At 65.1% G+C, this 26,738-nt stretch carries 25 protein-coding genes; 12 read left to right on the forward strand and 13 right to left on the reverse strand.

Features of this window, described 5'->3' with window-relative positions:
• Positions 1-2 precede the first annotated feature (2 nt).
• The 10 genes from EPN33_09900 to EPN33_09945 are packed head-to-tail and all read right to left on the reverse strand — an operon-like array spanning position 3 to position 10,924.
• Positions 3-1,208, reverse strand: a complete 1,206-nt coding sequence (locus tag EPN33_09900) for a glycosyltransferase (protein ID TAN21958.1) — start codon at positions 1,206-1,208, stop codon at positions 3-5.
• Positions 1,205-2,428: a hypothetical protein gene (locus tag EPN33_09905; GenBank protein TAN21959.1), complete on the reverse strand. Its 1,224-nt coding sequence runs from the start codon at positions 2,426-2,428 to the stop codon at positions 1,205-1,207. Before EPN33_09905 ends, EPN33_09900 begins: the two co-directional genes overlap by 4 nt.
• Positions 2,335-3,144, reverse strand: a complete 810-nt coding sequence (locus EPN33_09910) for a polysaccharide deacetylase family protein (GenBank protein TAN21960.1) — start codon at positions 3,142-3,144, stop codon at positions 2,335-2,337. The genes EPN33_09905 and EPN33_09910 overlap by 94 nt, the downstream gene beginning before the upstream one ends.
• A complete protein-coding gene (locus tag EPN33_09915) occupies positions 3,126-4,292 on the reverse strand; it encodes a glycosyltransferase family 2 protein (protein ID TAN21961.1) in 1,167 nt (388 codons plus the stop codon). The genes EPN33_09910 and EPN33_09915 overlap by 19 nt, the downstream gene beginning before the upstream one ends.
• On the reverse strand, positions 4,289-5,620 hold the full coding sequence (locus EPN33_09920) for a hypothetical protein (GenBank protein TAN21962.1): 1,332 nt from the start codon (positions 5,618-5,620) through the stop codon (positions 4,289-4,291). Before EPN33_09920 ends, EPN33_09915 begins: the two co-directional genes overlap by 4 nt.
• A complete protein-coding gene (locus tag EPN33_09925) occupies positions 5,620-6,405 on the reverse strand; it encodes a hypothetical protein (GenBank protein TAN21963.1) in 786 nt (261 codons plus the stop codon). The genes EPN33_09920 and EPN33_09925 overlap by 1 nt, the downstream gene beginning before the upstream one ends.
• Positions 6,406-6,414: 9 nt before the next feature.
• Positions 6,415-7,926 carry a hypothetical protein gene (locus EPN33_09930; protein TAN21964.1) on the reverse strand — a complete coding sequence of 504 codons (1,512 nt, stop codon included), beginning with the start codon at positions 7,924-7,926 and terminating at the stop codon, positions 6,415-6,417.
• 28 nt (positions 7,927-7,954) lie between these two features.
• Entirely contained in the window at positions 7,955-9,229 is a 1,275-nt protein-coding gene (locus EPN33_09935; protein TAN21965.1) for a hypothetical protein, read from the reverse strand.
• Positions 9,219-9,872: a hypothetical protein gene (locus EPN33_09940; protein ID TAN21966.1), complete on the reverse strand. Its 654-nt coding sequence runs from the start codon at positions 9,870-9,872 to the stop codon at positions 9,219-9,221. Before EPN33_09940 ends, EPN33_09935 begins: the two co-directional genes overlap by 11 nt.
• Positions 9,869-10,924 carry a sigma-54-dependent Fis family transcriptional regulator gene (locus EPN33_09945; GenBank protein ID TAN21967.1) on the reverse strand — a complete coding sequence of 352 codons (1,056 nt, stop codon included), beginning with the start codon at positions 10,922-10,924 and terminating at the stop codon, positions 9,869-9,871. Before EPN33_09945 ends, EPN33_09940 begins: the two co-directional genes overlap by 4 nt.
• Before the next feature lie 252 nt (positions 10,925-11,176).
• On the opposite strand from EPN33_09945, the gene EPN33_09950 reads away from it, so the two are divergent.
• The 12 genes from EPN33_09950 (at position 11,177) to EPN33_10005 (ending at position 22,074) form a co-directional block, all read left to right on the forward strand.
• Complete coding sequence (locus EPN33_09950) at positions 11,177-12,088, forward strand: STAS domain-containing protein (protein ID TAN21968.1); 912 nt, start codon at positions 11,177-11,179, stop codon at positions 12,086-12,088.
• 33 nt (positions 12,089-12,121) lie between these two features.
• Positions 12,122-12,547, forward strand: a complete 426-nt coding sequence (locus tag EPN33_09955; protein ID TAN21969.1) for an STAS domain-containing protein — start codon at positions 12,122-12,124, stop codon at positions 12,545-12,547.
• Positions 12,534-12,938: an ATP-binding protein gene (locus tag EPN33_09960; protein ID TAN21970.1), complete on the forward strand. Its 405-nt coding sequence runs from the start codon at positions 12,534-12,536 to the stop codon at positions 12,936-12,938. Before EPN33_09955 ends, EPN33_09960 begins: the two co-directional genes overlap by 14 nt.
• On the forward strand, positions 12,935-13,561 hold the full coding sequence (locus EPN33_09965; protein ID TAN21971.1) for a stage II sporulation protein E (SpoIIE): 627 nt from the start codon (positions 12,935-12,937) through the stop codon (positions 13,559-13,561). Before EPN33_09960 ends, EPN33_09965 begins: the two co-directional genes overlap by 4 nt.
• Entirely contained in the window at positions 13,558-14,535 is a 978-nt protein-coding gene (locus EPN33_09970) for a sensor histidine kinase (GenBank protein ID TAN21972.1), read from the forward strand. The genes EPN33_09965 and EPN33_09970 overlap by 4 nt, the downstream gene beginning before the upstream one ends.
• A complete protein-coding gene (locus EPN33_09975; protein TAN21973.1) occupies positions 14,507-15,139 on the forward strand; it encodes a response regulator transcription factor in 633 nt (210 codons plus the stop codon). Before EPN33_09970 ends, EPN33_09975 begins: the two co-directional genes overlap by 29 nt.
• Positions 15,140-15,269: 130 nt before the next feature.
• Positions 15,270-16,331 (forward strand): sigma-54-dependent Fis family transcriptional regulator, encoded by a 1,062-nt coding sequence (locus EPN33_09980; GenBank protein TAN21974.1) that lies wholly within the window; start codon positions 15,270-15,272, stop codon positions 16,329-16,331.
• A gap of 209 nt (positions 16,332-16,540) precedes the next feature.
• Complete coding sequence (locus EPN33_09985; GenBank protein ID TAN21975.1) at positions 16,541-17,260, forward strand: PEP-CTERM sorting domain-containing protein; 720 nt, start codon at positions 16,541-16,543, stop codon at positions 17,258-17,260.
• A gap of 287 nt (positions 17,261-17,547) precedes the next feature.
• Entirely contained in the window at positions 17,548-18,273 is a 726-nt protein-coding gene (locus tag EPN33_09990) for a PEP-CTERM sorting domain-containing protein (protein TAN21976.1), read from the forward strand.
• Positions 18,274-18,456: 183 nt separating this feature from the next.
• The gene (locus tag EPN33_09995; protein ID TAN21977.1) at positions 18,457-19,176 is read left to right on the forward strand and encodes an FAD-dependent oxidoreductase; all 720 of its coding nucleotides are present in this window, start codon (positions 18,457-18,459) and stop codon (positions 19,174-19,176) included.
• Between the two features lie 109 nt (positions 19,177-19,285).
• Positions 19,286-21,070 (forward strand): mechanosensitive ion channel, encoded by a 1,785-nt coding sequence (locus EPN33_10000; protein ID TAN21978.1) that lies wholly within the window; start codon positions 19,286-19,288, stop codon positions 21,068-21,070.
• A 107-nt stretch (positions 21,071-21,177) separates the two neighbouring features.
• Positions 21,178-22,074 (forward strand): peptidase M50, encoded by an 897-nt coding sequence (locus tag EPN33_10005; GenBank protein TAN21979.1) that lies wholly within the window; start codon positions 21,178-21,180, stop codon positions 22,072-22,074.
• Between the two features lie 3 nt (positions 22,075-22,077).
• Here EPN33_10005 and EPN33_10010 read toward each other — a convergent pair whose 3' ends face one another.
• The 3 genes from EPN33_10010 to EPN33_10020 are packed head-to-tail and all read right to left on the reverse strand — an operon-like array spanning position 22,078 to position 26,731.
• Complete coding sequence (locus EPN33_10010) at positions 22,078-24,744, reverse strand: insulinase family protein (GenBank protein ID TAN21980.1); 2,667 nt, start codon at positions 24,742-24,744, stop codon at positions 22,078-22,080.
• A gap of 29 nt (positions 24,745-24,773) precedes the next feature.
• A complete protein-coding gene (locus EPN33_10015; GenBank protein TAN21981.1) occupies positions 24,774-25,982 on the reverse strand; it encodes an L-2-hydroxyglutarate oxidase in 1,209 nt (402 codons plus the stop codon).
• Complete coding sequence (locus EPN33_10020; GenBank protein TAN21982.1) at positions 25,955-26,731, reverse strand: SDR family oxidoreductase; 777 nt, start codon at positions 26,729-26,731, stop codon at positions 25,955-25,957. Before EPN33_10020 ends, EPN33_10015 begins: the two co-directional genes overlap by 28 nt.
• Between the last annotated feature and the right edge of the window lie 7 nt (positions 26,732-26,738).

Below are 26,738 nucleotides of genomic sequence, written 5' to 3' on the forward strand. Positions count from 1 at the left end.
GCTCAGCCGTGGCGCCCTCCCATTACCGGACGGACCGGCGTTAGCCTGGACTGAGTGGCCGCCGGCGCCAGGCCATGCATCACGGCAAGTTCGGCGTAGTAATCGGCGGTGGCGGCAATCTGGCGCTGCTGATCGAACTCGCGCAGGGCGCGCTGCCGCCCGTGCTCGCCCAGTTGGCGGCGCAACTGCGGATCGGCGATCAGGCGGCCCAGCGCCTGGGCGAGCGCCCCGGCATTGCCGGGAGGAACGAGCAAGCCGTTGCGTCCATCACCGACGACCTCGGGCGTGCCGTCGACCGCCGTAGCGACGATGACGCAACCGGCCGCGGCGGCTTCCATCGCGGCCAGGGGCAAGCCTTCATAGTGCGAGGGCAGCACGAAAAGGTCAGCAACGGCGAGCCAAGCCGCGACGTGAGTGCAATAGCCCGGAAACAACACCTGCGCGCCCAGGCCTAAGCTTTGTGCCTGTTGCTGCAGGCGCGCATGCAAGGATCCCTCGCCCAGGCAGACCAGACGGAACGAGGCGCCACCCGCAGCCCGGAGGCGTGCCAGCGCCTCGAGCAGAAGGGCGTGCCCCTTCTGCGGCTCCAACCGTGCGGCGCAGACCAAGAGAACTTCGCTGGGCGGGATACCGAGCTCCGGGCGCGGGTCGGACTGCACCGCCATCGCCTGCTGCAGAGCCTGCAGGTTAATGCCATTGCGGATGAGGCGGATCTTGTGCTCCGGCAGTCGGCGATCCTGGCGGAGATAGATGGCATTGGCGGCCGAGACCGCAATATATCCGGCAACGCCGCAGCCGGCGGCACGATCGAGCCAGGAGCTGCGCTTCCAGCCCCGGCGCCAGTCTTCGCGTACGTGCGGTGTCTCTACCAACACGGCGCCGGGTGTCAGCGCCACCCAGGGCATGACGGCGCGGCTGGCGCTGGACAGATGCGCGTGAACAATCTGGATGCGCTCGCGGCGCAGGGATTGCCGCCAACGCCATCCGGCCGCCGTGCGCCAGGCCTGACGCGGAGGTGGAGGGGCGAGCCGGACATGGGCCGGCAAATCCGGCAGGTGCGACAGCAGCGCCGGGGGGCAGCTCAGATTAAGTTCAAAGCGTCCGGGGTCGAGGCCGCGCAGCAGCGTCAGCATGTGCTCTTCGGCGCCGCCGCGCACCTGCGACAGGCTGCAGTGCAAAACCCGGAGCCGGCTTGTGCGTGTGGTCATGCCGTCTGCTCCTCCTGTAACGGCTCGCACAGGCAGGTGTAGAGGTCATCGATGCGGGTCAGCCGCGCATCCGCCGGCACGTTGCTGAGCAGAACGGCGTCCGAATCCGGATCGGCGGGATCGTAGCCATGCATGCCGCTCGGGTTCCAGCCCCGGCCGTTGAATTCGCCCTCGCGCACCATGCAACCGGCGTCGAGCAGGAAAATAACCTCGCCGAAGCGGCCATCGGGAAACCAAACTCCCTGACGCCGCAGTTCGGCCTCGTCCAGCACGCGACCGCAGTCGAGTGTCCGCAGCCAAGCCTCGATGTCGTGCCGTGCCTGCTGGTTCAAGAACCACAGGCGCAACATGGTGGAATCGAACACGGCGAGATAGTCGCGCTGAAGCTGCCAGCCGCGCTGCTGCAGCGCAGCCCGCAGGGGCACGCGGCGGCTCACCGGCGCCATGCCATGGTCGGAAAAGACGCGGAAGCGGCAGCGGGGATCACCGGCGCAGGCGGCGGCATACAGACTTTCGAGCGCTGTGGCGTAACGCGTCAGATCGGCGCGCAGAGCGGCGGGATTGTCGCGATGGCAATGCAAGCTGTGATCCAGTCCACAAAGATAGAGGAAGATGACCCTGGTCTTGCCGCTGGCAATCGCCAGGCGCGCGCGCTGCAGCAGGCGCCAGTCATCGCCACTGCGGTAGGAGTAAATCGCATAGGGCAGGCGCGCCCGCTCCCAATTGTCAAAGGCGGAAGGATACGGCGCCAGACTGCCAGGCTGATACAGATGCCTCTTTTCCGCCCAGTTGAACCAGGGCAAATCCGCGGGCCGCACGGCACACTCGAAACTCGGCCCAAGACCCAGCAGATGCCGGCCGATCCAGCCCAAGGCAAAGCGGCCGTAGCGGCCATCCAGGCGTTGCAGCAACGCCGGAGGCAGATGCCGTAACCGTCGAAACGGCGAGCCCTGGGGATCGTAGTAGAGCAAATTCCAGTGGCCGTGAACGCTGGGAGGCACGCCGGTCAAAATGGTGGGGATGGCGCCGGAGCTATAGCCGAGCGTAGTGCGAAGCGGGGCGCGAACGGGCAGGGCCGAGCGCAGAAAGCCGTAGGCATCGGCGACGCGCCAGCCGAGCGCATCCACTAGAACGTAGACGCTGAGTGATCGCCCGCTGGAAGCGGTACTACGTGCTGCCGCAGGGAGGGACAATGCATCAGGATGTATTTGGGTGTCCATAACAGGTAATCACGGCTGATCGGCCAGACAAAGCTACCCGGGCGGCCCGCCAGCCAGCGTTGCAATTGCCGGGCCGAAGTGTGGGCGAGAATGCCGTTGCGCGCCAGCCGGGGCGCGCGAGGCGATGCCAAGCCGGGATGCGAGGTGCAGAGCGCGCTAAAGCCAGCCTGTAGCGCGGCGCGGAAGACATGCCGATTCCACAGGCCATAGGGTGCGGCGAGGAAGTGCACGGGCGTACCGGCATGATCCTGCAACATATGCCGGGAGGTGCGCAGTTGTTCGGCCAGCACGGCAGCCGGGAATTGCGTGAAGGGGCGGTGGTCATGGCCGTGGGACTCGATGCCCATACCTGCGCGCCGGAGGGCTTCGACCCCGTTCCAGGTGAGATAGCCGGGTTTGCCGATGTGGGCGGTGCTCAAGAAGAAGCTGGCCGGCATGCCAAATTTCACCAACGCCGGCAGCGCGACTTCGGCGTCACTGCTCCTGCCGTCATCAAAACAAAGCACCACGGGGCGGCCTTGGCAGGCTTTTCCCTGCCACCACGAAGCCAGCGACACCACCGTGATCTCACCCCTTTGCTGCCGACGGCGTAAGAGCCAGAGGTGGTCATAGAAGGCCGCGCAGGAGAGGGTAAAGCGCGCGTCGCAGGGTTGCTGCGCACGCTCGAGACCGTGATAGAGCAACATCAAGGCGGGTGCTAGCGTACTTGCTGCCATGCGGTCTCCCTTCGATCGAACAGGAAGAGCATGAACCCCCAGAGAAAAGCGGCGTTCATGGCAAGGAAGAAATAGATTCCCCGCGCCAGTTTGTGGCGGCGGTTTCCGGCCCAGGCCAGCCAGTAAACTCCAAGCTGTGCCAGCGCCAGGCAGCGGTAAAACGGCAGAGACCACAAAGCCAGACTGCCGGCGAGGGCAAACAAAAGGAAAAACGGCACGCCCCAGCGCAGTAATTTGTGAGAGAGCAGCGCCCAGCGGGTGAGGCCATCGAGGGGCGTGCGCAGGAGTTCGTTCAAGCCGCGAAAGCTACCCACGGCGAGGCGGACGCGGCGGCGGAACTCGCCGCCCAGCGAGGGCGCCGGGACCTCCCAGGCCCAGGCGTCCGGATCATAGAGCACGGCGAAACCGGCGCGGCGGGCCTGCATGGGGATCAGGAAGTCTTCGATCCAGGCCTCGGGGCGCAGGCGTGGAAAACAGGAGCGGCGCACGGCATAAAGAGCGCCACTGGCGGTGAGGGTGGCTCCGAGCCGGCCCTCCATCAGCCGCAGCAGGCACTCGTAGCTCCAGTAGACGCCTTCAGTCTGCCGCGAGCCGGCGTGATGGCGGAAGCGCAAGGCGCCGCAAACGACGCCGACCTCGGGGTGGGTGAAATGACGTGCCAGGCGGCGGACGGTATCGTGTTGTGGGCGGGTGCTGGCGTCGAGCAGAACCAGCACTTCGTGGCGGGCGCAGGCGGCGCCGGCATTCAGGGCACTGGCCTTGCCGGCGCGCACGGGTTGGCGCAATAGATGCATCCAAGGCTCGCACAACCGCTCAAAGCAGGCGTCGGTTCCATCGGTCGAGCCATCGGAGACCAGAATCATCTGGAGCCGATCGCGCGGATAGTCCAGCGCGCGCAAGCTGGCGCAAAGGCCGGCAATTTCTGCCTCTTCGTTGTGGGCGGCAATGACGATGCTCACGCCCGGCAGTGGGACTGAGGCCGGAGCGGCAGCGGGACTGTCGCGCAGCAGATGCCACCAAGTACGCCGCAGCTCGATAGCCGAAGAGGCCAGAAACAGCAGCAACGGATAGCCGGCGTAGGTATACAGCACCAGACCGCAGGCCGTCCAAAAGAGAGCTTGCAGGGTGACCTGCACGGCGGCGCTCATCGTCCCCCCCGGCCGAAGCAGACCACCTTAAAGGTTTCGAACAGAATAATGGCGTCGAACCAGAGCGACAGATGGCGGATGTAGAACAAATCGTAGGCGAGCTTTTCCTGATTATCGGCGAGCGTGGCGCAGTAGCCGCGATTCACCTGCGCCCAACCGGTAGCGCCGGGCGGGACCTGCCAGCGCTGGGTATAACCGGTTATCGAGCGGCAGCAGTCCTGCTCCTGATCGGGCACAAAGGGACGGGGTCCGACCAAGCTCATCTCCCCGCGCAGAATGTTCCACAGCTGCGGCAGCTCGTCCAGCCGCAAGCGCCGCAGCCAGCGGCCCACGCGCGTACAGCGAGGATCGTCGTGGGCGGCAGGAGCGTTCTTCAGCGCCGGCGCGCCGTGCACCATGGTGCGGAACTTGAAGATCGTGAACGAGCGGCCGTACTGCCCAATGCGCGGTTGGCAGAAAATCACTGGACCGCGCGAGTCGAGAGCAATGAGCGCAGAAAGCAAGAGCAACAGGGGCCAGCACAACAGGAGGGCCATAGCCGCGACGAATACGTCGAAACAGCGTTTGGCCGTGCGGGTGAGGTGCGAGCGGCGGCAGACGCCCAGGGGAGCCGGCAGCGCCGCTTTGCCGCTCAGGCGCTCATACCAGGCCACGCCATCCTCGAGACTACAGCCGGCGCGGGTGAGCCGGCTGCGCAGGCCGGCATCAACGCTGGCCCAGCCGCCGGGAAAGGTAGCCAGCAGGCGCTGGCGCCAACCGCGGGCACCGGCGCCGGCCAAAGCCAGCAGACTCTCCGGCTCCGGGGCGCTGAGGCAGCCGGTCAGACGCCAGCCGAGCTCACCATGGCGGCGCAGCTCACGATGCAGGGACTGGGTGAGCGCGCCTGAGCCGATCACGACAGCAGCCTGCCGCAACCGGAAGAGGCCCACGCAGCCCTGCCACAGAGCGCGCAGACCAGCGACGGCAAGGAACGCCGCGGCAAGGCTCAGAAGCGCCAGCCGCGGTCCGGGGATGAGAGCGGGATGAAGCCATTGCCAAACCGCCAGTGCCAGCGCCATGGTGCCAAGAGCCAGCGGCAATCGCCGCCAGAGTTCACGCCAGTCTCCCAGGACCGGGCACTCGTACAAATCGCAGATATACAAACACAGAACCCCGAGCAGGCAGATGAGCGCGATGCGCCAGCCGCCGTCTTCCTGCAAAACCAACAAGGCGTCACGGCCGAAGCGGACGAGGAACCAGGCACTGAGCGCGAGCACCATGACACCGGCTTCACTGAGCGCGAACTGCCAGCCGCGGCGGCGCGGAAGGTAAACGGTGGGCCTGGCCATCAGTCTTCCCTGCCCTGTTTGGAATCGCCGGGATAGTAGCGGCGGTAGTAGCTGTGCTCACGCGCCGAACACTCATTGAGGACAACGCCCAAGAACTTCTTGCGTTCGAGCTGGCGAACAGCCAGTTGCAGATCCGCAAGGCGGGTACGATCGGCGCGGATGGTCAGAATCACGCCATCGACAGCGCACGCCCAATGGGCGGCGTCGGCCATGGGCAAAAGCGGAGGGGAATCGACGATAATCCAGTCGAAATGCGGCGCCAGCAGTTGCAGAATGCAGGCGGGCGTCCAGGTCTGGAGCAATTCGAGCGGCAGGCGGCGGCGGCGGCCGGCGGGCAAAAGCCAGAGCGGCAGACCGCTCCAGCGCGCCATGCATTGCGCCAGTGGCAGGCGTTGCTCGAGCCAATCCGCCAGCCCACGCTCGCGCTTCACACCCATGCGGGCCAGCAGCGCCGGACGGTGCAAGTCACCTTCGAGCAACAGAACGCGTTCGCAGCCTGGGCGCGCCAGCGTGTAAGCCAGATTGGCGGCACTGATGGATTTGCCTTCGGCCGGCGCGGCGCTGCTGACCAGCACCGTGTGCAGCGGGCGCTGGGCGCGGATGTGCTGCAGCGTGACGGCCAAGCGGCGGAATTGCTCCGCGCCCACACTCTGCGGATCCGCGCAGGCGGCAAGGCGCCCTGGAACCGGCAGCGGCGGCAGCAGGCTGGTGACACGCTCCAGATCTATGGCCTGCAGGGGGAGGGGGGAAAGACTAATCAGCGTAGCCGTAGCAGTTTCCGTCATGGCCATAGTTCAACCCCGCAGCATCCACACATTGCCCGCGATGAGCACCAGCAGCAGCGCCGCGCCGGCCGCCCACTCGAAGCGTGACTGCCAGCGGCGCCGCCTCATCTCACTGAGGCTGCGCAGACTGGGCACGCGCGCCAGAATGGGCGTGAGCCCTAACGCGACGATTTCAGCTTCACCACGGATGCGATCCTGCAGCAGTTCGGCGGCCGCACTGACGGCCAGGCCGAGAATCAACCCCACGACTACCCCCAGCAGGCTCAACACGCCGGGCTTGGGCGAGATGGGTTTTTGCGGCAGTGCCGGCGCATCCAGCAACCGGAACTGCGCGCCGCCTTGCTGAGCTTCGAGCTGACTGGCCATCTGCGACGCGTTGCGCTTGCCTAACAGATCCTGGTAGGCTGTCACCGCCAGTTGCTCCTGCCCTTGCAGGCTGGCCAACTGGGTTGCCGGCAGAGGTGCCAGCGACAGGCGGCGCTGGTACTCGCCGGCCTCGCGCCGTAACGCACTCACTTGTTTTTGCTGCTCCGGCAGGAGGGCTTCATCGGCCTGCAACTGGCTGCGCACCTGGCTCAAGGCCAGCGAACTCTGGGCGGCGGGAATGGAGGAGCCGGAAGCACCAGCCGCGGCGGCCGGGTGTGGGGAGTGCTGCAGCGCTACGATCTGCTGCTGCAGTGCGACAACCGCTGGATAGCGATCGGTATAGCGACTGCGCAACTGCTGTAACTGCGCTTCGAGCGCCGCCAATTGTTGTTGCTGCGCCTGCTGCGCGGGGGTGGGCGCCTGCGCCAGCAGCGCGCGATCGGAGGCAATTTCCTGCTTGGTGCTATGGATCGCGGCGAGGCTCGACGCCAGTTCGGTTTGCAGACTCATGGCCATAGCCAGATTGGTCTGCGTCTGACCGGGCAGGGTACCCAGATGCGCGTGCTCGAAGCTCTGCACCTGAGCCCGCGTCTGTTGCAGTTGTGCGGCGGCTTGCTGCACTTGTTGGTCGAGAAAGGACGTAGTCTGGGCCGAGGCTTGCTGCGTGGCCTGCAGGTTGTCCTGAATGAACAGGGTGGTGAGATCGTTGGCGACAGCCTGGGCGAGCGCAGGCGAGGGCGCCTGGAAGGCGATGGTGATGGCGCTCCAGTCGCCGCTTTGGGGATGGGGCAAGCTGGCGAGACTCACCGGCTGGATGGAGATCGCCTTGCGCAACTTGAGAATCGCAGCGTCGAGACCTTGGCGCGCCTCGACGGCGGGATACAGGTGATACTGCCGTACGACCTGCGCCAAGCGGTCGTGACTGAGCACCTGCTGGCCAAGACTTTGCAGCATTTGATCTGCATTGAAGGTGACGTTGGGCTGCACGTAGGTATGCGGAACGGATTGCTGCTCGATCAGCAGCAAGGCCTGCGACTGATACTGAGCCGGCAGCACGTAGCGGAGCGAGGCTACGGCGGCCCAGCCGCACAGCAGCGGCAGCAGCAGCCACCAGCGCCGGCGGCGAAAGATGGCGCCGACGGCCTGCACACTCATGGTCGAAGTCGAACCCCCCAGGGACAATTTAGACTCCTCCTTCGGGTAATGGCGGCCATTGCCAGCGCAACCGGATGCCGCCGAGACTGCGGTTGAGGGCGGGAGCCAGAGGCATCAGGCCGGAGCTGCGCTGCAGAAAATACTCGTAATCGAACTCCAGGCTGAGCTGCCGCCCCAAGCGGCGCGCGAGGGCGGCATCGATCGCCGCAAGACGCACGTGGCCGACCAAGTCCGCCCCGCCGTCAAGGGCGTTGAATTGTGAGGCGTTCAGGCCGAATTGCGCACGCCACTGGGGCGAAATCTGCCGTGCGATGGAACCCGAGGCGGTGAACAGCGAAGTGGGAAACGGCAGGGCGCCGCCGCCATTGCTGATTTGCTGGCCCAGGGTCAGGCGCCAGGGCCAGCCGCGGCCCTGATGGGTAATGCTCGCGGTCAGACGGGGATAGGTGCGCACGCGGTAGAAGCGGTCGGTGAGCGTGAGCGGCAGACCGCCGATGTTCAGATGAAGCTGATCGGTCTCGTGGACCTGGCTGTACTCGGGTCCGCCAGAAAACTGAACCGACGTTACCGGCGTGAAATCGTGCTGAAAGTGCAGCAGCAGGCTGGCGGCGGCGAGATGGGCGTCATGGCCGATGCCGAAATTCTGCTGGTCCAGTTCGAGTCCCCAGGTGGTGCGTGGGGTAGCGGTGAAGCTGTAGCGCAGGCCGCTGTTTTCGCCTTTGACGCCACGCAAGGTCTGCGCCCATACGCCGGCGCCGGGAAAACGGCGTTCGGTAAACTCGCCGAAGGCCTGCAGCGAGCTGCGCGCGCTCATGGCGTAGCCAAGCTGAAGCTGGGCATCTCCCGAGACGGCGCGGGTGCGCGGCAGTAAGGGCAGAGGCGCCACGCCGGCGAGGCCGGTGACCGAACCGACGCCGGTCGTGGGCATGCGCTCCAAGTAGCTGCCGTCGGCACTGCCTCCCAGAGTCCAACGCGGGCTGGGCTTCATCCTGAGGTTGGCAACGGCGGTCTGGTTGAAACTGTTCAGGCCAGGATAGGCGGTGACGATTTGCATCGCCGGGCGATATTGCAGCTGCAGGCGGTGGGTGGGCGACAATTGCTGCCACTGCAGCAGACCGTTCAATTCCTGCTCCCAGCCGGCGATGGTCTGCTGGTTGTCCTGCAGCAGGTTGCTGTCATAGCTGGACTGCGCGGTGGCCGCGATACTCCAGGGACTGGGCGCTGCCGGCGGCGCCTGTGCCGCCGCTGCACAGCTCAACGCGGTGAACACGGCCGCGAGCCCTACGAGGCGCTTACGGGACAATGAGGGTATCTCCGGGCTGGAGCAGGCGATCCTGCTGCAGGCGATGGCCGTGGATAACGTCAGAGTAGTTGAAATGAAAACGCTCCTGTTGGCCGCCGGCATCCCAGTGCAGCACCAGGATGTGATCGCGGTCGGCAAAGGGCGTAAAGCCACCCGCCAGGGCCAGCGCTTGCAGAACGTGCGTGGGCCGCACCAGCGGATAGCTGCCGGGACGGAGCACGGATCCCAGCACCTGAAACGCACGGCTGACAACTTTGTCGACCATAACGGTCACGTCCGGGTGGGCGATGTAGGCTGCCAGTTTGGTTTCGATCTGCTGGCTCAATTCGGCCGGCGTAAGGCCGCTGGCGCGCACCGCGCCGACAAGCGGCAGGGTGATGTTGCCGTCCGGGCGAACGGGTTCGGTTTGCGAGATCTCGGCTTCTTTCCAAACGTCAATGCGGAGCACGTCGCCAGGACCGATGCGATACCCGGTCTCCGAGCCATCCGCGCCGTCACGCCGCCCGGCGCTCGGAGCGGGCGCCTTCTGCGCCGCATGACCGTGCCAAGGCATGAGCCAATGCAGGGGCGTCTGGGCTGAGGCGGCCAAGAGGCCGGCCAGTACCACGGCGCCGCCAAGGAGCGATAGCCGCCCGAAGTTCATACGTCCTCCTCGGGGCTGGGAATCGGAACGGGCCCGGAGTCGACGTGCAAGCCGTTTTCCTTCAGCTTGTACAGCAGCGCGCGGTAACTGATCTGCAGCGCCGCGGCGGTGCGCTTGCGGTGCCAGTGATGCGCGGCCAGCGCTTGCAGAATGATGTTGCGCTCCAGCTCGCGCGTCGCGCGCCGCGTGAGGGCTTTGAGTGACACGTTGTCACCCAAGTCGGTCTCGGAGGCGGTGCAATCGGCCAAGGGGGGCAGCAGTTCCATGGCGCTGCCCAGCACGACGTACCGCTTCATCATGTTTTCCAGTTCGCGGACGTTGCCGGGCCAGCGGTACCGTTGCAGCAGGCTCACAAGCTCGGGCGCCAGCGACGGCACCTTGCGTTCGAAGTGGCGGCTGTAGACGTCAATGAAGTGGCGCGCCAGGCGAGGAATGTCTTCGCGCCGGTGGCGCAGCGGCGGCAGTGCAATGCCCACCACGTTGATGCGGTAGTACAGGTCGCTGCGCAGCCGGCCCGCGGCGACTTCGGCATCCAGGTCTCGATTGGTGGCAAACAGCATGCGCGTCGAGGCGCGCAGCTCGGTGCGCCCGCCCAGCCGCATGAAATGGCCGTCCTGGAGCAATTGCAGCAGCTTGCCCTGCAGGCTCAATTCGAGCTCGCCGATTTCGTCCAGAAACAGCGTGCCGCCTTCGGCCTGTTCGATGCGCCCTGGCTTGCAGAGATGAGCGCCGGTGAAGGCACCCTTTTCAAACCCAAATAGTTCGCTCTCGAGCAAGCTGCCGGGGATGGCGGGGCAGTTGAGCTTCACGAACGGACCGGGCACAGTCGCCTGCCGGTGCAACAGCCGCGCCACCAGTTCCTTGCCTGTGCCGCTTTCGCCGGTGATGAGCACCGGGATGGGCGTAGAGCTGAGGAGATCGAGCTTTTCGCGCACGCGCTGCATGGCGCGCGAGCTGCCGAACAAGATTTCCGGCTCCGCCAGGCCATGGCAGGGCGATCCGCTCGCCCCGCTTGCCGCCTCGTCCATCGCAGTCGAAGTCATTGTCTTCACTGCTTGACTACTTGCACGCCGGCGGCCATTCGTGCCAGAGCCAATTTTCAATCCCCACGCGGAAAAACACGCGCTGCCACGGGCACGGCTATGCAACCTCGTGCAGATTGGCGCGCGGTTGGCTGCATCAGGGTTTTTCGCCACGCAAGTCCGGGTAAACCATGAGCGGAAAGCCTTGACAGCGCAGCCGCCCACCGCGCTAAGCTGACCTTCCGCCCAAAGTTGTGCATTTCCCGGGCGGCGAGGCGCCACATGCCCACACGCGGAACCCCTACCCCGAACATTTCCACCGCGACCGCCACCGCCACCGCGGAAGCTGCCAGCACGCTGCTGCGCGAGCTGGTGGCCCACCTGCGGCAAAACCGCACCCAATTGCGCGAAGAATGGGCGCGGCGCATCACCGAAGCCGAACTGCTGACGGCGATGACCAAGGAAGAAATCTTCGCCGAAGCCACCTCGGTGTACGACAACTACGTCGAGGCGCTGGAAACCGGCACTTTCGAGGCGCTGCAGGCCTATGCCCGCAACCTGTCGGAGCGCATCATTCCGCGCGGCGTCGAAACGCACGAAGTCGTCGGCATCGTGTTGCTGCTGCGCGACGTGCTGGCGCGGTCGCTCTTTGCCAAGTACCAGACCGACTTCACCAAACTGAACCGGATTCTGGATGCCTACGAACCGGCAGCGAATCGCATCGCCAACACCGTGGCGGTCGGCTTCGTGCAGGAGCGCGAGCGCATCATCCGCGAGCAGCAGGAAGCCATCCGCGAGCTGTCCACGCCGGTGTTACAGGTGCGCGAGCGGCTGCTGATTTTGCCTATCATCGGCGTCATCGACCCACAGCGCGCGCGCCAGCTTACCGAACAACTGCTGCGCGGCATCCGCACCAACCGCGCCAAGGTGGTCGTGATTGATATTACGGGCGTGGCGGCGATGGATGCCACGGTCGCCAACCACCTGGTGCAAACGGTGGAGGCGTCGCGCCTGCTGGGCGCCACCGTCATCGTCACCGGCCTATCGCCGGAAATTGCGCAAACGCTGGTTACGATTGGGGTGGATCTGGGTAAGATGACCACCGTTGGTGATCTGCAGGGTGGCATTGAAGAGGCGGAGCGTTTGCTCGGCTATAAGGTGGTGCCGTTTGTGGAAGGGGCGGTAGAAGCGTAAGGTAAGCCTCAGGACCATTATTAAGGACAAGGCGTGGATGTACCCGTACTCAAACAGGGCCATTTTCTCATTGCCACCGTACAGTCGGCGCTGACGGATGCGGATTTGGCGCAACTGCGCCGCTCGCTGGTGGAGCAGGTGGGAAAGTTCCGCTCGCGGGGCGTGATTGTGGACGTGACGGCGGTGGACGTGCTCGATTCCTTCGCCTGCCGCACGCTCCGCGACATTGCCCACATGGCCGGTTTTCGGGGCGCTGAAACTGTCATCGTGGGTATCCATCCGGAGCTGGCGTTCACTATGGTGCAGTTGGGCCTGTCGCTGGAGGGGGTAGCGACGGCGCTGGATTTGGAAGAAGGCCTGGCCTATCTGCAAGAGCGAACCACCCCTGCCGCACGGAAAAGCTCCCCCCTTGCCACGCGTGGCGCCGGGCGCGGTCCGGTGAGCCGTGGCCAGCGCTGAGCGCATCCGCATCCGCACGGACCGGGACATCCTGCTGGCGCGGCAGCGCGGCCGCGAGATGGGGCAGACGGCTGGCTTTGTGGCGACCGACTTGACGCTGATTGCCACTGCCATCTCCGAGCTGGCACGCAACATTGTGCTCTATGCGCGCGAAGGCATGCTGGAAATCCACCTGGTCGCCGAGGACGCACGCTGCGGGCTGCTCATTGTGGCGCGTGACCACGGACCGGGGATTGCCGACCTGACGCGCGCCATGCAGGACGGCTTCTCGACCTCCGGCGGCCTCGGTCTGGGACTGCCGGGCGTGAAGCGGCTGATGGACAGCTTTGAAATCGATAGTTACCCCGGCCTCGGAACCACGGTCCGGATTGCAAAGTGGCGCCGCTCATGAAACCGGCAGCGCCAATCTGCCGCGTGCGTTGGGGCATCGCCGAACATCCCCTCGCCGGAGAAACGCGCAGCGGCGATGCGGCGCTGGTGGTGGAACAGGAACAGGGTTGCTTGCTGGCCGTGGCCGACGGCCTCGGCCACGGGGCGGAGGCGGCCGAGGCGGCCGAGGCCGGGATGAAGGCGTTGCGGCACGCGGCACAGCATTCGGTTCTGCAACTGTTACGGGACTGCCACGAAGCCTTGCGAGGCACACGCGGCGCGGTGATGAGTCTGGCGTGGATCGACTACCGCGAGGCCCAGCTCACCTGGGCTGGCGTCGGCAACGTGAACGGCATGCTGTTACGCGCCCGGGAGACCGGCGAAGGCGCGCACGAATATCTGCTCTGCCGGGGCGGAACTCTGGGGTTGCAACTGCCGCCGCCCTATGCCGCTATCACCACCGTTGCGCCCGGCGATACGCTGGTGTTGTTCACCGACGGTCTCGACCAGGCCGCCGTGTCGGGGTTCAACGACCTGATTTCGCCCCCCGACCGCGCCGCGGCGACGCTGCTGCGCACGTGCGAGCGGGGCAAGGACGATGCGCTGGTGCTGGTGGCCCGCTACGCCCTGGAGACGGGGTCATGAGCGCGCCGCCCTGGACGCTCCCGGCAGAGGACAGGACGGCGGCCTATGCCCGGCTGCTGGAGCAACATTGGAGCGCAGCCGGCGACGAGACCGAAGAGGTATTGGAGGCGGCCTACCAAATGGGCCGGGCGCTGCTCGGCGCTGGCGTCACGCTGCTGGAGTTGAGCGAGATGCATCACCGCGCGCTGGCCCAGCTTGCCACTCGCATGGAAGCCGGCGCGCCGCGTCTGCTTGCCGCGGGAAGGTTATTGCAGGAAGTCGAGGGCGGCTATGAAATGTTGCTGCGCGGCTATCATGACGCCAACGCGGCACTCCGGCGGGCCAATGAACATTTGGAAGATCAGATCGAGCAGATCGCGCGCGCCCTGCACGATGAATCCGGACAGCTTCTGGCGGCGGTGATGATACGGCTGGATCAGGCGGTGCACCGCCTGCCGGCGGCGCAGCAGGAGGAATTCGCCGCGGTGCGGAAACTGCTGGACGACGTGGAATTCGGCATCCGCCGGCTGGCCCACGAGATGCATCCGGCGCTGCTCGCCGACCTGGGTCTGCGACCGGCGCTGGAATTTCTTGCCGACGGCGTCGCCGGCCGTTCGGGATTACACATTTCCGTCGAGGGCGAGCTGCCGCAGCGGCTGCCGCGCGCGGTGGAGCTGTGCCTCTACCGCTGCGCTCAGGAAACGCTCAACAATGTGGTGCGGCATGCCCAGGCTTCACGCGTCCGCATGCACTTGCAGCAGCGTGGCGGCACGGTGGAACTACAGGTGAGCGATGACGGCCGGGGCTTCGCGCCGCCGCCTTCGCAGGAAGGCGGCGAAGGCATGGGCCTCAACGGCATGCGCGAGCGGTTGCGCGGCGTGGAGGGTGAACTCGAGATCGAGACCCAGCCGGGCGCAGGCGTGCAGGTACATTTGCGCATTCCCGTGCCCGAGAAAGGAGGGCTGCATGGCGATTCGGCTGCTGCTGGCCGATGATCACGAAATCGTGCGCCAGAGCCTGCGCCTGCTGCTCGAACACGAAGGCTTTCAGGTGCTGGCGGAAGCCAGCGACGGTCACACGGCGGTGAAACTGGCTACCACCTGCCATCCGCAGGTTGCAGTACTGGACCTGAACATGCCGCTGCTGAATGGCCTCGATGCCGCACGAGAAATCGTGCGCCAGGCGCCGAACACGCGCTGCGTCTTACTGACCATGCACAGCGACGAGCGCTACGTGCTGGAAGCTCTGCAGGCGGGAATCTCCGGCTACGTGCTCAAGAGCAAGAGCAGCGCCGATCTAGTGCGCGCCATCAACGAAGCGGCCTCGGGCAGTATGTTCCTGAGCCCGGCCGTTTCCGGCACGCTTGTTCATGCCTATCTCAACCGGGCCGACCCGAACCCGGAGGTACTGGGCGCACGCGAACGGCAGGTGTTGCAACTCGTCGCCGAGGGGAAAACCACGAAAGAGATCGCCAGCCTGCTCGGCATCACGCTCAAGACAGCCGAATCGCACCGCACCCACATTATGGACAAGCTGGGGGTCCGCAACGTGGCGGGCCTAGTGCGCTACGCCATCCGGCGGGGCTTGATCCAGCCGTAAAGACCCCTTACCCCATCCGGCATTTTTCGAGGCACGTTCGAGAGTTCCCCGGATTGTCGCCTTCCGCACGCGCTGCCAAGCTGAAAAAAGTCGCCTCTTTGTCGAAAACTGTTAGTCAAGGGAGAGCTGGATGCCATATTTGTCGGCTGCGTTTGCTGCTGTACCTGAAGTGACACCTGTGCCCCAGCCTCTGCAGCAGCAGTTAGGACTGCAGCGCTGGATGGTGGCGCAGAGCCCGGCCATGATCGCCCTGGGCGCACGGGCGCAACAGTTGGCAGGGTTCAACCTGCCGGTTCTGCTTCTCGGCGAAAGCGGGACGGGCAAAGAGGTACTGGCGCACATCGTCCACGACTGTTCGCCGCGGCGATCGCATCGATTTTTGAAGATCAATTGCGCCGCTCTGCCCCACGATCTACTGGAAAGTGAGTTGTTCGGGTATGAGGCAGGCGCGTTTACCGGCGCCACACGGACCAAACCAGGCCATTTCGAGAGTTGCGACAAGGGGACGCTGTTTCTGGACGAAATTGGAGAACTACCACTGGCGCTGCAGGCAAAACTGCTGCACGTACTGCAAGATCATCGCTTCACACGCCTGGGCGGACGGCAGGAGCTGTTTGCAGATGTGCGGATCCTGGCCGCTACCAATGTAGATCTGCCGCGCGCGATGGCGGAACGGCAATTTCGCGAGGATCTGTTCTTCCGGCTCAACGTATTCTCGCTGCATCTGCCACCGTTGAGGGAACGGCAGGAGGATATTCTGCCGCTAACCGAGTATTTTCTGGAGCGGTACGCGGCGGAGCTGCGTTGCCCCCACCGGCCGCTGAGTCCGGCGCTACGGGAATGCTGTGTGCGGTACGCCTGGCCGGGGAACGTGCGCGAACTGGAAAATTTTGTGAAACGATACCTGATCTTTGGCGAACAGGCATGGCTGGACGTGTCCCCCTCCGCAGCGCCGCCGTCTGGGAATCACGCCGAGGCGGCCTCCCAGCCGGGCGAAGGCTTAAAGGATGTGGTCCATCGGGTGGCGAGCGAGGTCGAACGCCAAACCATTGCGCGGGCTCTCGAAGACTGTCACTGGAACCGGACGGTTGCGGCACGCGCGTTGAATATCAGCTATCGGGCACTGCTGAATAAGCTGCAGCTCTATCAACTTGGGCCCAGTGCGGCGGCGGCCCGTCCCATCGCCCACTAGCCGGCTGCAACGGATTCGACGCATGCTCGCAAGCGATTGCGCTTTTCGCCGCGGCAGAAACCGGGACGATCCCCACCACCGAAGCGCACGGCGTTGAGGACGCGCTCTTTACCTCCCTTCATCCGGATTGGCCCTGGAGTTGCACATAAAGAGAGCGGTTGCGCTGCTTGCAGGCAGACTACCTACTCTACGTCGGTAAGGGAGAGCGCATGAAACCAAGGCCTTCACTGGCAGCTATTGCCGGACTCGCTATGATCGCAGCCCTGAGCGCTACGGGCGCGGCGCAAAGCACGATTCAATTAAATGCAGGACCGGGCCAGGTGGTGACGTTCACCGGGCAAGGCTCGACTTCACGGACGATCGGCGTCACGCTGGGTGCCTGTAGCTGGAGCGGAGACTGCAGCCTCGGCGGCGCAGGCACGGGCAGCGGTTCGCTTGCCTCTTCGGGCACGTTCAACATCCGATCGAGCGCCAACAGCATCGTCTTAACGCCCAACGGCGGTGGCAGTTACACCGCGTCCGCATCCTCCCCCATCTACCTCACTCTCACCGGTTCGGCCAACGGACAGAGCGGGACGTTACTCGCGGGCACGCTGACTCTGCTGAATTTTGTGCAGACGAAGAGCGCCAGTCAAGGAAGGTTCAACACCAGTATCAGCGCCAATCTGAACGTGACGGAAGGGATGCTGGCCAGTTGGTTCGGATCGGATAGCGCGGTCCTCGGCTTGAACGTAGAGTTTCCCTGTGGGGGCAGTCTGTCGGGCCTCACGGGAACGAATCGCTCATTGGTTTCGAGCTTGTCGGCGAGCGGCGCGGGAGGGATTTCACCGGCGCCGGAACCCAGCACGCTTGCCTTGGTGGGTGCGGGCCTGCTGGTGCTGGGCGTGGGGTTGCGCATCCGCCATCCCCACGCAGAGATGCCGGCATAATTGCAAAGAAGACGGGCAGAAGCACTCACGGGGGCTGCGTTGAAGGCGCAGCCCCCTTTGTTTTCCGGCGTGCTGAACAGCCAGCGGCACTCTACCGCAAGCGATTGCATGTTTCCAGGGGCTACAACCTGCGCCGGGGCGCGGTGTGCAGCCGCCTATGTTGAGCGCACAGCACTTGCGGTCGAGGCCCAGGTTTGGCCCGGGAGTTGCAGTACAGAAGCTGCGGATGAGCTGCTTGTGCGCAGGCAGATCTTCCGAATTCATTGGCAAGGGAGAACAACACAACCATGAGACGAAGAATTACGCTCGCAATGACAACTGGCCTGGCCGTGATCCTGGCCCTGGGTGTCGCTGCGGCCGCGCAAAGCACCATTCAGTTGACGGCCGGCGCCGGCCAGACAGTGACGTTTACCGGACAAGGCTCAGGCTCGCAGAACATCGGCGTGTCGCTGGGTTCGTGCGGCCTGTTGGGGAGCTGCACGCTCACGGGCTCAGGGACCGGCAGCGGAACGCTGGCCTCGTCCGGCTCGTTCACCATCACCTCTAACCCCAACTCCATCGTGTTGAGCCCGAACGGCAGCGGAGGGTTCAATGCCTCGGCATCGGCGCCGATCAATTTTAACCTCACAGGTTCAGCGAACGGTCAGACCGGGACGTTGCTGTCGGGCACGCTGAACCTGCTCAACTTCACGCAGGCGCAGGGATCCAGTCAAGGAGCGTTCAACACCAATCTGGGCGCGAACCTCAATCTGACGGGGGGACTGCTGGCCAGCGCCTTTACCTCGAGCGGCGGCATCCTTACGCTCAACGTGCAGTTCCCAACCAACACCAATGTTTCGACGCTGGTGGGCACGAACCTGTCGCTGACCTCGAGCCTGTCGGCAAGTGGCGCCGGCGGCATTTCGCCCACGCCGGAGCCGAGCACGCTCGCGCTGGTGGGCGTGGGTCTGCTGGTGCTAGGTCTGGGATTGCGGATGCGTCGCCGTCCCGCTATGCCTGCCCTGGCTGCCTAGGAGGTCGCGAGCCATGACTGCTAGGGGCTGCGCTAGAAGGTGCAGCCCCTTTGCTTGTGGCTCGCCACTTTTTGCCCTGGTCGATCCCGTTGGTCGCTTGGAGTGCGGGCTTCGATTCCCGGCAGGATCCGCCCGCTGGCACTCAGGGCTCCCCAAGTTGCCGCCATCCGCTAGTCTGGAACCATGGACTGGCGGTTGCGGCTGCTGGCGCGCGAGGAGATCGCGGAGCAGACCACGGCGTTCTATCTGGAGAAGCCACCGAATCTGAGGTATGCGCCGGGACAATTTGTCGACCTCGGCCTGGTCGACCTGCCGGAATGGGACGAGGAAGGCAAGAGCCGCAGCCTGACGATTGCCAGCGCACCCTGCGAGGGGCGGCTGCTGTTCGCCATGCGCATGCGGAATACGCCCTACAAACGGCGGCTGGGGGCTTTGCCGCTGGGCAGCGAACTGATCATTGACGAACCCGAGGGGGCGTTTACGCTGCAGAACGACGCTCGGCGGCCTGCGGTCTTTCTCGCCGGCGGAATTGGGGTGACGCCGTTCCGCAGCATGATCCGGCAGTCGGTTCACGAGAGGCTTCAGCGGAGGCTATTCCTGTTTTACTCGAACCGGCGGCCGGAGGATGCGGCATTCCTGGAGGAACTGCGCGCCCTTGCCCGTGAACACGAGTGGTTCCGGTTCATTCCCACCATGACGCAGCCCTGGCAATCGCGGCGGGGCTGGACGGAAGAGACCGAGTATATTGGCCCGGAGCTGATCGGACGGCACGTGGGCGCGCTCGCTGAGCCGGTCTACTATCTCGCCGGGCCACCAGCGATGATTCAAAGCGTGAACCAGGCGCTGGTGGAGGCCGGCGTGAATCGCAGCGACATCAATGCTGACCCGTTTGATGGTTATTGAGACTGCGGACGACATTGGGCCTGGACGACGCCGGGCAACAGCGGAGGCACGCACCTGCTGGAGCAACTGCCGCGGCGCCTCTGCGGCGGGTTAAAATGGAAGAACTTGCATGTTGCTGCGGCGAGCGGGCTGGATACTGTTTTTTGCACTGCTGGCAATCGCCGCGGTGGCGTGGGGAATCACCGAAAGCGCGGTGAGCACCGCCGGCTTCCCGGCAACGGCGAGCTCGCACTCGAGCGTACCCGCCTCGGAGCGGCCGCTGGCGATCGCGCGGGCGATGTCGGGCCTGGCAGACACGCCGGCCGAAACCCAACTCGCGGGCCAGGCGGAATCGCTGGCGCAGACGCTGGTCCACGACGCCCTGCGGCAGCAAATGGCTGAAGCCGCCCAAGCGCACCACAACCATACCGGGCCGCTCTGGGACCGGGCCCGAACGAATGAGGCCGAGCTACAGGGGGAGCAGGCCGAGCTTGCGGCCCTGCAGCTAAAGCTCGCGCATGCCACGCCTTTGAACCGGCCGCAGTTGCTGGCACAAATTCAGTTAAACCAGGCGCAGCTTGCGCTCGATCAGGCGCGGCTGGCGGATGCCCAGGAAGATCTCGCCCGAGCCGGACGCAGCGCGCCCAACGCCAGCAGCGCCGAGGCACAACAAAAGGCGGCCCAAGCGGCGGCGGATGCGGCGGGGCGGAAGTGGCGGACGCAGTGGCAGCAACAGTCGACGGACCGGAATCCGGAAAGTTCGCATGGCCTGGTGGCGTTGGCGAAGAGCTGGCAGCTTCTGCGGGCGAAAGAAAAGGCGCTGAGCTGGTCGCAAACGGAGGCGGCGGGCGCCGCGGCGGCAGCACAGAACGCGCACAACCAGTTGCACACGCAGCTGGCTCGAGCCGAGTCCCAAAACCTGCAACAGATGTCGGGAGCGATGGGGCAGCTCCAAAAGCTACATGCGGGGGGCGCCGCTGATCAGCAAGCGGCGCAGGTCGCCGCCAGTGCTCAGGCGCTCGCCGCCGGGCAACGGCGACTGATCGGGTTCGATCATGCGGCGCAACTCGATGGCGACTTGGCCCAAGTCTACGAACGATGGGCGGGGATCGGGCAGTCGCAGGAAGAGTTGGCGCTGCACGATGCCCTGGGCATGCTGCTGGGAGTTCTGATCGGGGTTGCGGTGTTGTTCCTGCTGGACTGGCTGGTGGGCGGCGTCCTCGGCAAAACGCGGACGGAACGGCGGCGGCGGCACACGCTGCGGCGCATACTGCGCTTCACGCTGGAGGTGATCGGCGTGATCTGGGTGCTGTTGACGCTGATCGGAAGCCCGGCGCAATGGATGACATTTTTGGGCCTGACCGGCGCCGGTCTGGCGGTGGCGTTGCAGGATCCGATCCTGAGTTTCGCGGGCTGGTTCGTGCTGATTGGCAAGCGCGGCCTGGCGCCGGGAGACTGGGTCGAGATTGACCACATCAGCGGCGAGGTGGTGGAATTCACGCTGCTGCAAACGACGCTGCGGGAAGCCGGTAATTGGACCGAGCCGGGTCAGACGACCGGCCGGCGGGTGATGTTTCCGAACCGATTCGTCTTTACCGGGCCGTACCTCAAGCTGGCTTCGCGCGGCCAATGGCTCTGGGATGAAATCCGCATTCCGCTGCGGGACGGCGCCGCGCTGCCCAACCTGCGCGAAATCGAAAAACTGGTGGAACACGAAACAAAAGAAGACGCCGAAAAGGCCGCGCACGAATGGAAGTCGGAAGTTTCACTGGCGCCTACAGCGGTGGTTAAGCCGGGCGGGTACGAGCTGATGGATCTGTGCGTGCGCTTCGTGACCAGCGCCTCGGCGCGCGCCGAGAGGCGGGAGCGGCTGTACCGGCGCCTGTATGAAGCCCAAGCCGCCGCTGCGCAATAACTGGCGCGGGGCCCTGCGCGGCTTCGCCGCGCAACCCGCTTTTGCTCGCAGCAGCTTGGGACCCAGTGGCCCAAGCCGCTGCTGCGCAATAAGCGACAATAGGGAGAATGGGACCGAAGGGGACTTGGCATTTAGCGCGGATTCTGCGCATCGATCTGTACCTGCACTGGAGCTGGTTTCTGGTGCTGCTGCTGGAGTTTGAGGACCGCGCGCACGCGTACTCGAGCCCGATCTGGCCGGTGCTGGAAATTCTGGCGCTGTTTGCCATCGTGACCCTGCATGAATTTGGACATGCGCTGGCGACACGGCAGGTCGGCGGCCATGCGGACCGGATTCTGCTGTGGCCGTTCGGCGGCATCGCCTATGTGGATCCGCCGGTGCGTCCGGGCGCGACACTGTGGGCCATTTGCGCCGGTCCGCTGGTGAATGTGGTGCTGATCCCGATCCTGTACCCGCTGCTGCGGGTGCCCTGGACGAGTCTGGATATGTTCCGGTTCGTGCACGCGGTGTATCTGATTAACATCGCACTGCTGCTGTTCAACATTCTGCCGGTGTACCCGCTCGATGGCGGACAGATACTGCGGTCGCTGCTGTGGTTTCCGCTGGGGCGGGCGAAGAGCCTGGTGGCGGCGGCGGTCGTCGGTTTCATCGGTGTGGCCGGCCTGTTTGCGCTGGCGTGGATGCTGGGCGACCTGTGGCTGGCGGCGATCACCGTTTTCATTTTGTTTTACTGCTGGCGCGGGCTGCGCAGCGGGCAGGTGCTTTGGAAGCTGTCGAAGCTGCCACACCATGAGGGTTGGGCGTGTCCCTGGTGCCAAGCGCCGCCGCCGGCTGCGCCGCTATGGCGCTGCAACGGCTGCGGGAACGGCTATGACATCTTCGCGCACGGCGGTATTTGCCCCAACTGCCACGTGCGGGCGCAGAATGCCCAGTGCCCCGAATGCGTACATGCCTACCCGCTACAGGATTGGAACCGGCAGGCGGTAGCCGCCCCGAGCCGCTAAACGCTACTTCGCCGGCGCAGGACCCTGCACCACCTGCACCAGCCGCTGCGGATTGACCCACTTGCGGAAGGCCGCCTGGACTTCGGGAGCGGTCAGCTTCAGGTAGGCTTGCGCCGCCATTGAGGGTTCGTCGAGGGGCAGGCCGAGGCTGGTGCGCGACAGCCAGCCGCGGGCGATACTGCCGATGCTGGCGGAGGCGAGAGGAATCTGGCGCAGTAGTTCCGCCTTGGCTTCGGTGAGATGGAAGGCGGGGACCGGCTCGCTCTGCATCTGTTGCAAGTCACGCACAACCATGGCATGCGCGCGCGCCGTCTTGTCGGGATCGCAGCCGAAGTTGACGCTATAGGTTGCGCGGGAGCGGCCGGCGCTGAAGGAAGAGTTCACAAAGTAAACCAGGCCGCCATTCTCGCGCAGATCGCGGTAGAGGCGGCTGGCATAGAAACCGCCACCGAGGACATAGTTGCCCAACTGCAGAGCATAGTAGTCCTGGTTGTAGCGGTTCATGCCGACGGTCTCGGCCAGGGTGACGCTGTCCTGCACGCGGCTGGGATCAGGCACAACGCTGGAATTGGGCTTATTGGCGGGCACGGCGGGCAACACGACGTTGGGGGTTGGGCCCTGGCTGTGCCAACCGCCAAAGTATTTCTTGACTTCAGCTTCGGCTACGGCGGGGGAGATGTTGCCAATCACGACGATGGTGGCGAGATCGGGGCGGTAGACCTGTTGGTAGTAGGCTTGGGCCTGCGCCAAGGTCAGTTTCATGAGGTTGGCGGGCAGGCTTTGGCGCAGCGTGGGATCACCGGCAGGCACCAGCGCCTGCTGCAGGGAGCGGCCGGCGAGATAACCGGGACTGCGAAGCTGACCGGCAGCGAGACCCGCCATTTGCCGCTGGGTGACCGTAAAAGCGCGCGCGGGCATCGCCGGATGCAGCTCGTTGTCGGCCAGCAATTGCAGACCACGATCAAAATGCGAGGCCAGCACTTGCAGGGAGAAAGAGGTGCCGGCGGATTCGTTGGCGCCGATTTCGTCGAGCGCCTTTTGGTAGGCCAGGCGGTCGAGGGTGGTGGTGCCGTAGGTGAACAAGCCATCGACGATCTCACCGATGCCCTTTTGATGGGGCGGCGACTCGAGATTGGATTCGCTGCGGATGTCGCCGAAGATGCTCACAGTGTCGTTGATCTTTTCCGGCTGGATGATGAGCTTCAGGCCGTTGCTCAGCGTGGTGACCACGGGATGGGTGGTGGGTGCGGGGGCGGTGAGCTGGAACAGGGTGGCCGAAGCCCACTTGGGCAGCGTCACCGTCTTGACGGTCTTGGGGGTAAACGATTCGGCGCCGCCGAAGGAGGCGTGGGAGAGCGGTTTGCCCGAGGGTTGCGGCACGAGCAGCGCCTGAATTGCGTGCGCGGGCTGCAGATACTTTTTGGCGACGGCGTTCACCTGTGTAACGGTGACTTTCTGGATGGCGTCGAGATCGTCCTGAGGCGAGTTGCGGCCCTCAATAGCGACCGCTTGCGACCACGCATCGGCCAGGCCGCTGATGGAATTTTTATTCAACTCGGCAGCGAGCAGCTCGTCACGCTTGGCGGCTTCGACCAGACTGGGATCGACACCGTTTTTAACGTCGGCGGCAAGGATGGCCTGCATTTCCTGCAGCAGCGTGTCGCCGCCCTGCGAGCCGGGATAGGCGGCAAAGGCCATGCCGACGCTGGCCTGCGCCTGCGGAATCATCTCGAAGGTCGCAAACAGGGCCTTGCCTTGCGGGACCAGGCCAAACAATGCGGCGCGCTGGCTGGCGAGCACATCCGCGAGCACGTCGGCGGCAGCGTAGTCGGGCGAAGAGGTGCCGGGCATGCGAAAAGCAACGTAGGCTGCGCCATAGGGGAAATCGCTGGTGAGATGGAGGGTGGCGGGGGTCACGGGCTGCAGATGAATGACCGGGCGCGCCGGCAATTTCTTCGCGGGAATCGAAGTGAAGAGCGATTTGACCTGAGCCAGGGTCGCGGCCGGATCCAGATCGCCGGCAATGACCAGGACGGCATTGTTGGGGGCGTACCAGTCGCGGTAAAACTTCTGCATCATGACTGCGGTGGTTTTATCGAAGCTGGGGCGGGTGCCCAGGCCGGAGTTCTCGAGCGGCGTACCCTTGTACATCGCCTTCAAGAGCTGGAGATAAAACTTGTAGCTCGGGTTGGAGTGATCGGCGGCAACCTCCTGCTCGATGGCGCCGCGCTCCTGCTCCCATTGCGCCTGGGAGTCGTCCACCGCGTTCATACGCGCCGCGGCAATGTGCAGCGCCAGGCTGACATCCTCCGCGGGAACGGTGAAGAAGTATTGGGTTACCGTCTGCTGGGTATCCGCGTTGAAGTTGCCGCCCATGGCGGCGGTGATTTCGCTGAGCTGGTCCTTGGTCAGGCCGGGACTGCCGCGGAACATCATGTGTTCCTGCGCGTGGGCAAGGCCGGGAAAGCCGGCTGGGGTCTCGTTGGAGCCCACCTGATAATTGACCATGGTAGTTACCACAGGCGCGAGCGTGTTGCGCACGATGATGACGCGCAGGCCGTTGGAGAGCCGGGCGCGGAGAACGCCGCCAGGTGCTTGCGCCAGAAGACTCGCCGATCCCATTGCCACGGCAACGGCCACGAGCAGGACAGCCAATCGTGAGTTCCGCATTTAGAGATTATAGGCGGCTCGCGCGCGTTTCAGTTTCGGGTTTCGAGCAAGGCGGCGAGATAGCCGGCGATGGCCAGCGAGGCGGTAGCGGCGGGTGAAGGGACATTGATGACGTGGGTAAAAAGGCCGTCGCGCAGGACATGAAAATCATCCAGAAGTTTGCCGTTGCGCAGGACGACCTGGGCGCGGACGCCGGCACCGCCAGGGCCAACATCGGCGTCGCGCAGTTCCGGCACGAGCACCCGCAAAGCACGGATATAAGCACGGCGATGGAGTGAGCGGTATTGCTCGCCTAAGCCCTTGCGCCAGTAGCGCGCCGCCATGGCCCAGAAACCGGTGTAACCGGCCATGGCGGCCAGGTCGGCGAAGCTGAAATCGGTGCGACGGTAGCCTTCGCGCTTCCAGGCGAGGACGGCACTGGGCCCGGCTTCGACGCCGCCGTGCACGCGGGGGGTGAAATGGACGCCGAGAAACGGAAAGCGGGGATCGGGCACGGGATAGACCAAACCGTGGAGGAGCGCCGCTGCGGGGGGACGCAGCGAGTAATATTCGCCGCGAAAAGGGAGAATGCGGAATTCGTGGCGTGCGGCAGCGCTGCCGGCGAGTGAGGCAATGCGATCGGCGAACAGACCGGCGCAGTTGATCACCTGGCGGGCGCGCAGCTCGCTGCGGACAGTCTTGACGACTACGGCGGCGCCCTCGCGGCCGAAACCGCGCACCGCCGAGGCGAGATGCACTTCCCCGCCCTGCTGCTGAATGTCTGCGACGTAGCTGCGGGCCACTTCGGCGTAGTCCACAATGCCGGTGACGGGAACATGTAACGCAGCGAGGCCACGCACGTGCGGCTCGATTTCGGCCAGTTCCGCGACGCCCAGCCAGCGCAACCCCTCGACGCCGTTTTCGCGGCCGCGGCGCTCGACCTCGCGCAGGCGCGGCAGCTCGGCGGCGCAGGTGGCCACGATCACCTTGCCGGGAATTTGCAGGGCGAGGCCACGCTCGCGGCAGTACGCCACCATGGCGCGGGCGCCGGTTACGCAGAGACGGGCTTTGAGCGAACCGGGGCGGTAATAGACGCCGGAGTGAATGACGCCGCTGTTGTGGCCGGTTTGATGTGCGGCAACGGAGGGCTCTTTTTCGAGCACGGCCAGCCGCAGACCGGGCGCGCGGCGCAACAGTTCACGCCCCAGCGCGAGGCCGACGATGCCGGCGCCTACGATGACGATTTCGAATTCTTCCAAGCTCCGACCACTTTACCAGCGAAATGGGTCACGGTGGTGCGCGGCAGCAGTCGTTCGAGGGCGCTGAGCGCCGCCGCTCGCGGCTGGCAAATCACCACAGCTTTGCGCTGGCGCAGGCCGCGCAGGGCCAGCGCGGCGACAGCTTCGGCGGATTGCAGGCCGGGGGGCAGGGGCGAGTGCGAGGCTGCAAAAAAATTGGTTCGCGTCGGGCCTGGGCACAGTGCCATGACGTGGATGCCCGAGCCGCGCAGCTCTTCGCGCAGCGCCAGGCTGAAATGCAGCAGGAAGACTTTGGTCGCCGCATAGGTCGCCATGTAGGGCACCGGCTGGAGCGCCGCGGTGGAGGCCACGTTCAGAATGGCGCCGCGACCGGCGCGCAGCATCTGCGGGAGCAAGCCGTGGGTGAGGGCAATGGTGGCTTCAAGATTCAAGCGCACCTGTTCGAGCTCGCGCTCCCCGGGCAGCAGGGTGAATTCGCCAAAGCTGCCCACGCCGGCGTTGTTGACCAGCAGCGTCAGCGGCAGATTCGCCGCGGCGGCGGTGACCTGCCCGGCGCCGCCCTGCGCCAGATCGGCGCAGACTATCCGCACTTCCCCGCCACTCTTCTGCAGGTGTTCGCGCTGACTCTCAAGGTCGGCGGCGCTGCGCGCCGTCAGCAGCAAGTCGTAGCCGGCGCGGGCCAGGGCGGCGGCCAGCGCGGCGCCAATGCCGCGGCTAGCGCCGGTCACCAGCGCGAAGCCCCGGTTCATGCGCGCA

The sequence above is a fragment of the Acidobacteriota bacterium genome (genome assembly GCA_004299485.1).
In the GTDB taxonomy this organism is placed as follows: domain Bacteria; phylum Acidobacteriota; class Terriglobia; order Terriglobales; family SCQP01; genus SCQP01.

Bases quoted from the DNA above. Each gene is read 5' to 3' on its own strand.
- EPN33_09900 (TAN21958.1), bottom strand. From the start codon at position 1,208: ATGACCACACGCACAAGCCGGCTCCGGGTTTTGCACTGCAGCCTGTCG.
- EPN33_09910 (TAN21960.1), bottom strand. From the start codon at position 3,144: ATGGCAGCAAGTACGCTAGCACCCGCCTTGATGTTGCTCTATCACGGT.
- EPN33_09990 (TAN21976.1), top strand. From the start codon at position 17,548: ATGAGACGAAGAATTACGCTCGCAATGACAACTGGCCTGGCCGTGATC.
- EPN33_09995 (TAN21977.1), top strand. From the start codon at position 18,457: ATGGACTGGCGGTTGCGGCTGCTGGCGCGCGAGGAGATCGCGGAGCAG.
- EPN33_09980 (TAN21974.1), top strand. From the start codon at position 15,270: ATGCCATATTTGTCGGCTGCGTTTGCTGCTGTACCTGAAGTGACACCT.
- EPN33_10005 (TAN21979.1), top strand. From the start codon at position 21,178: ATGGGACCGAAGGGGACTTGGCATTTAGCGCGGATTCTGCGCATCGAT.
- EPN33_09940 (TAN21966.1), bottom strand. From the start codon at position 9,872: ATGAACTTCGGGCGGCTATCGCTCCTTGGCGGCGCCGTGGTACTGGCC.
- EPN33_09915 (TAN21961.1), bottom strand. From the start codon at position 4,292: ATGAGCGCCGCCGTGCAGGTCACCCTGCAAGCTCTCTTTTGGACGGCC.
- EPN33_09920 (TAN21962.1), bottom strand. From the start codon at position 5,620: ATGGCCAGGCCCACCGTTTACCTTCCGCGCCGCCGCGGCTGGCAGTTC.
- EPN33_10000 (TAN21978.1), top strand. From the start codon at position 19,286: ATGTTGCTGCGGCGAGCGGGCTGGATACTGTTTTTTGCACTGCTGGCA.
- EPN33_09970 (TAN21972.1), top strand. From the start codon at position 13,558: ATGAGCGCGCCGCCCTGGACGCTCCCGGCAGAGGACAGGACGGCGGCC.
- EPN33_10010 (TAN21980.1), bottom strand. From the start codon at position 24,744: ATGCGGAACTCACGATTGGCTGTCCTGCTCGTGGCCGTTGCCGTGGCA.
- EPN33_09950 (TAN21968.1), top strand. From the start codon at position 11,177: ATGCCCACACGCGGAACCCCTACCCCGAACATTTCCACCGCGACCGCC.
- EPN33_09925 (TAN21963.1), bottom strand. From the start codon at position 6,405: ATGACGGAAACTGCTACGGCTACGCTGATTAGTCTTTCCCCCCTCCCC.
- EPN33_09985 (TAN21975.1), top strand. From the start codon at position 16,541: ATGAAACCAAGGCCTTCACTGGCAGCTATTGCCGGACTCGCTATGATC.
- EPN33_09930 (TAN21964.1), bottom strand. From the start codon at position 7,926: ATGAGTGTGCAGGCCGTCGGCGCCATCTTTCGCCGCCGGCGCTGGTGG.
- EPN33_09965 (TAN21971.1), top strand. From the start codon at position 12,935: ATGAAACCGGCAGCGCCAATCTGCCGCGTGCGTTGGGGCATCGCCGAA.
- EPN33_09975 (TAN21973.1), top strand. From the start codon at position 14,507: ATGGCGATTCGGCTGCTGCTGGCCGATGATCACGAAATCGTGCGCCAG.
- EPN33_09905 (TAN21959.1), bottom strand. From the start codon at position 2,428: ATGGACACCCAAATACATCCTGATGCATTGTCCCTCCCTGCGGCAGCA.
- EPN33_10020 (TAN21982.1), bottom strand. From the start codon at position 26,731: ATGAACCGGGGCTTCGCGCTGGTGACCGGCGCTAGCCGCGGCATTGGC.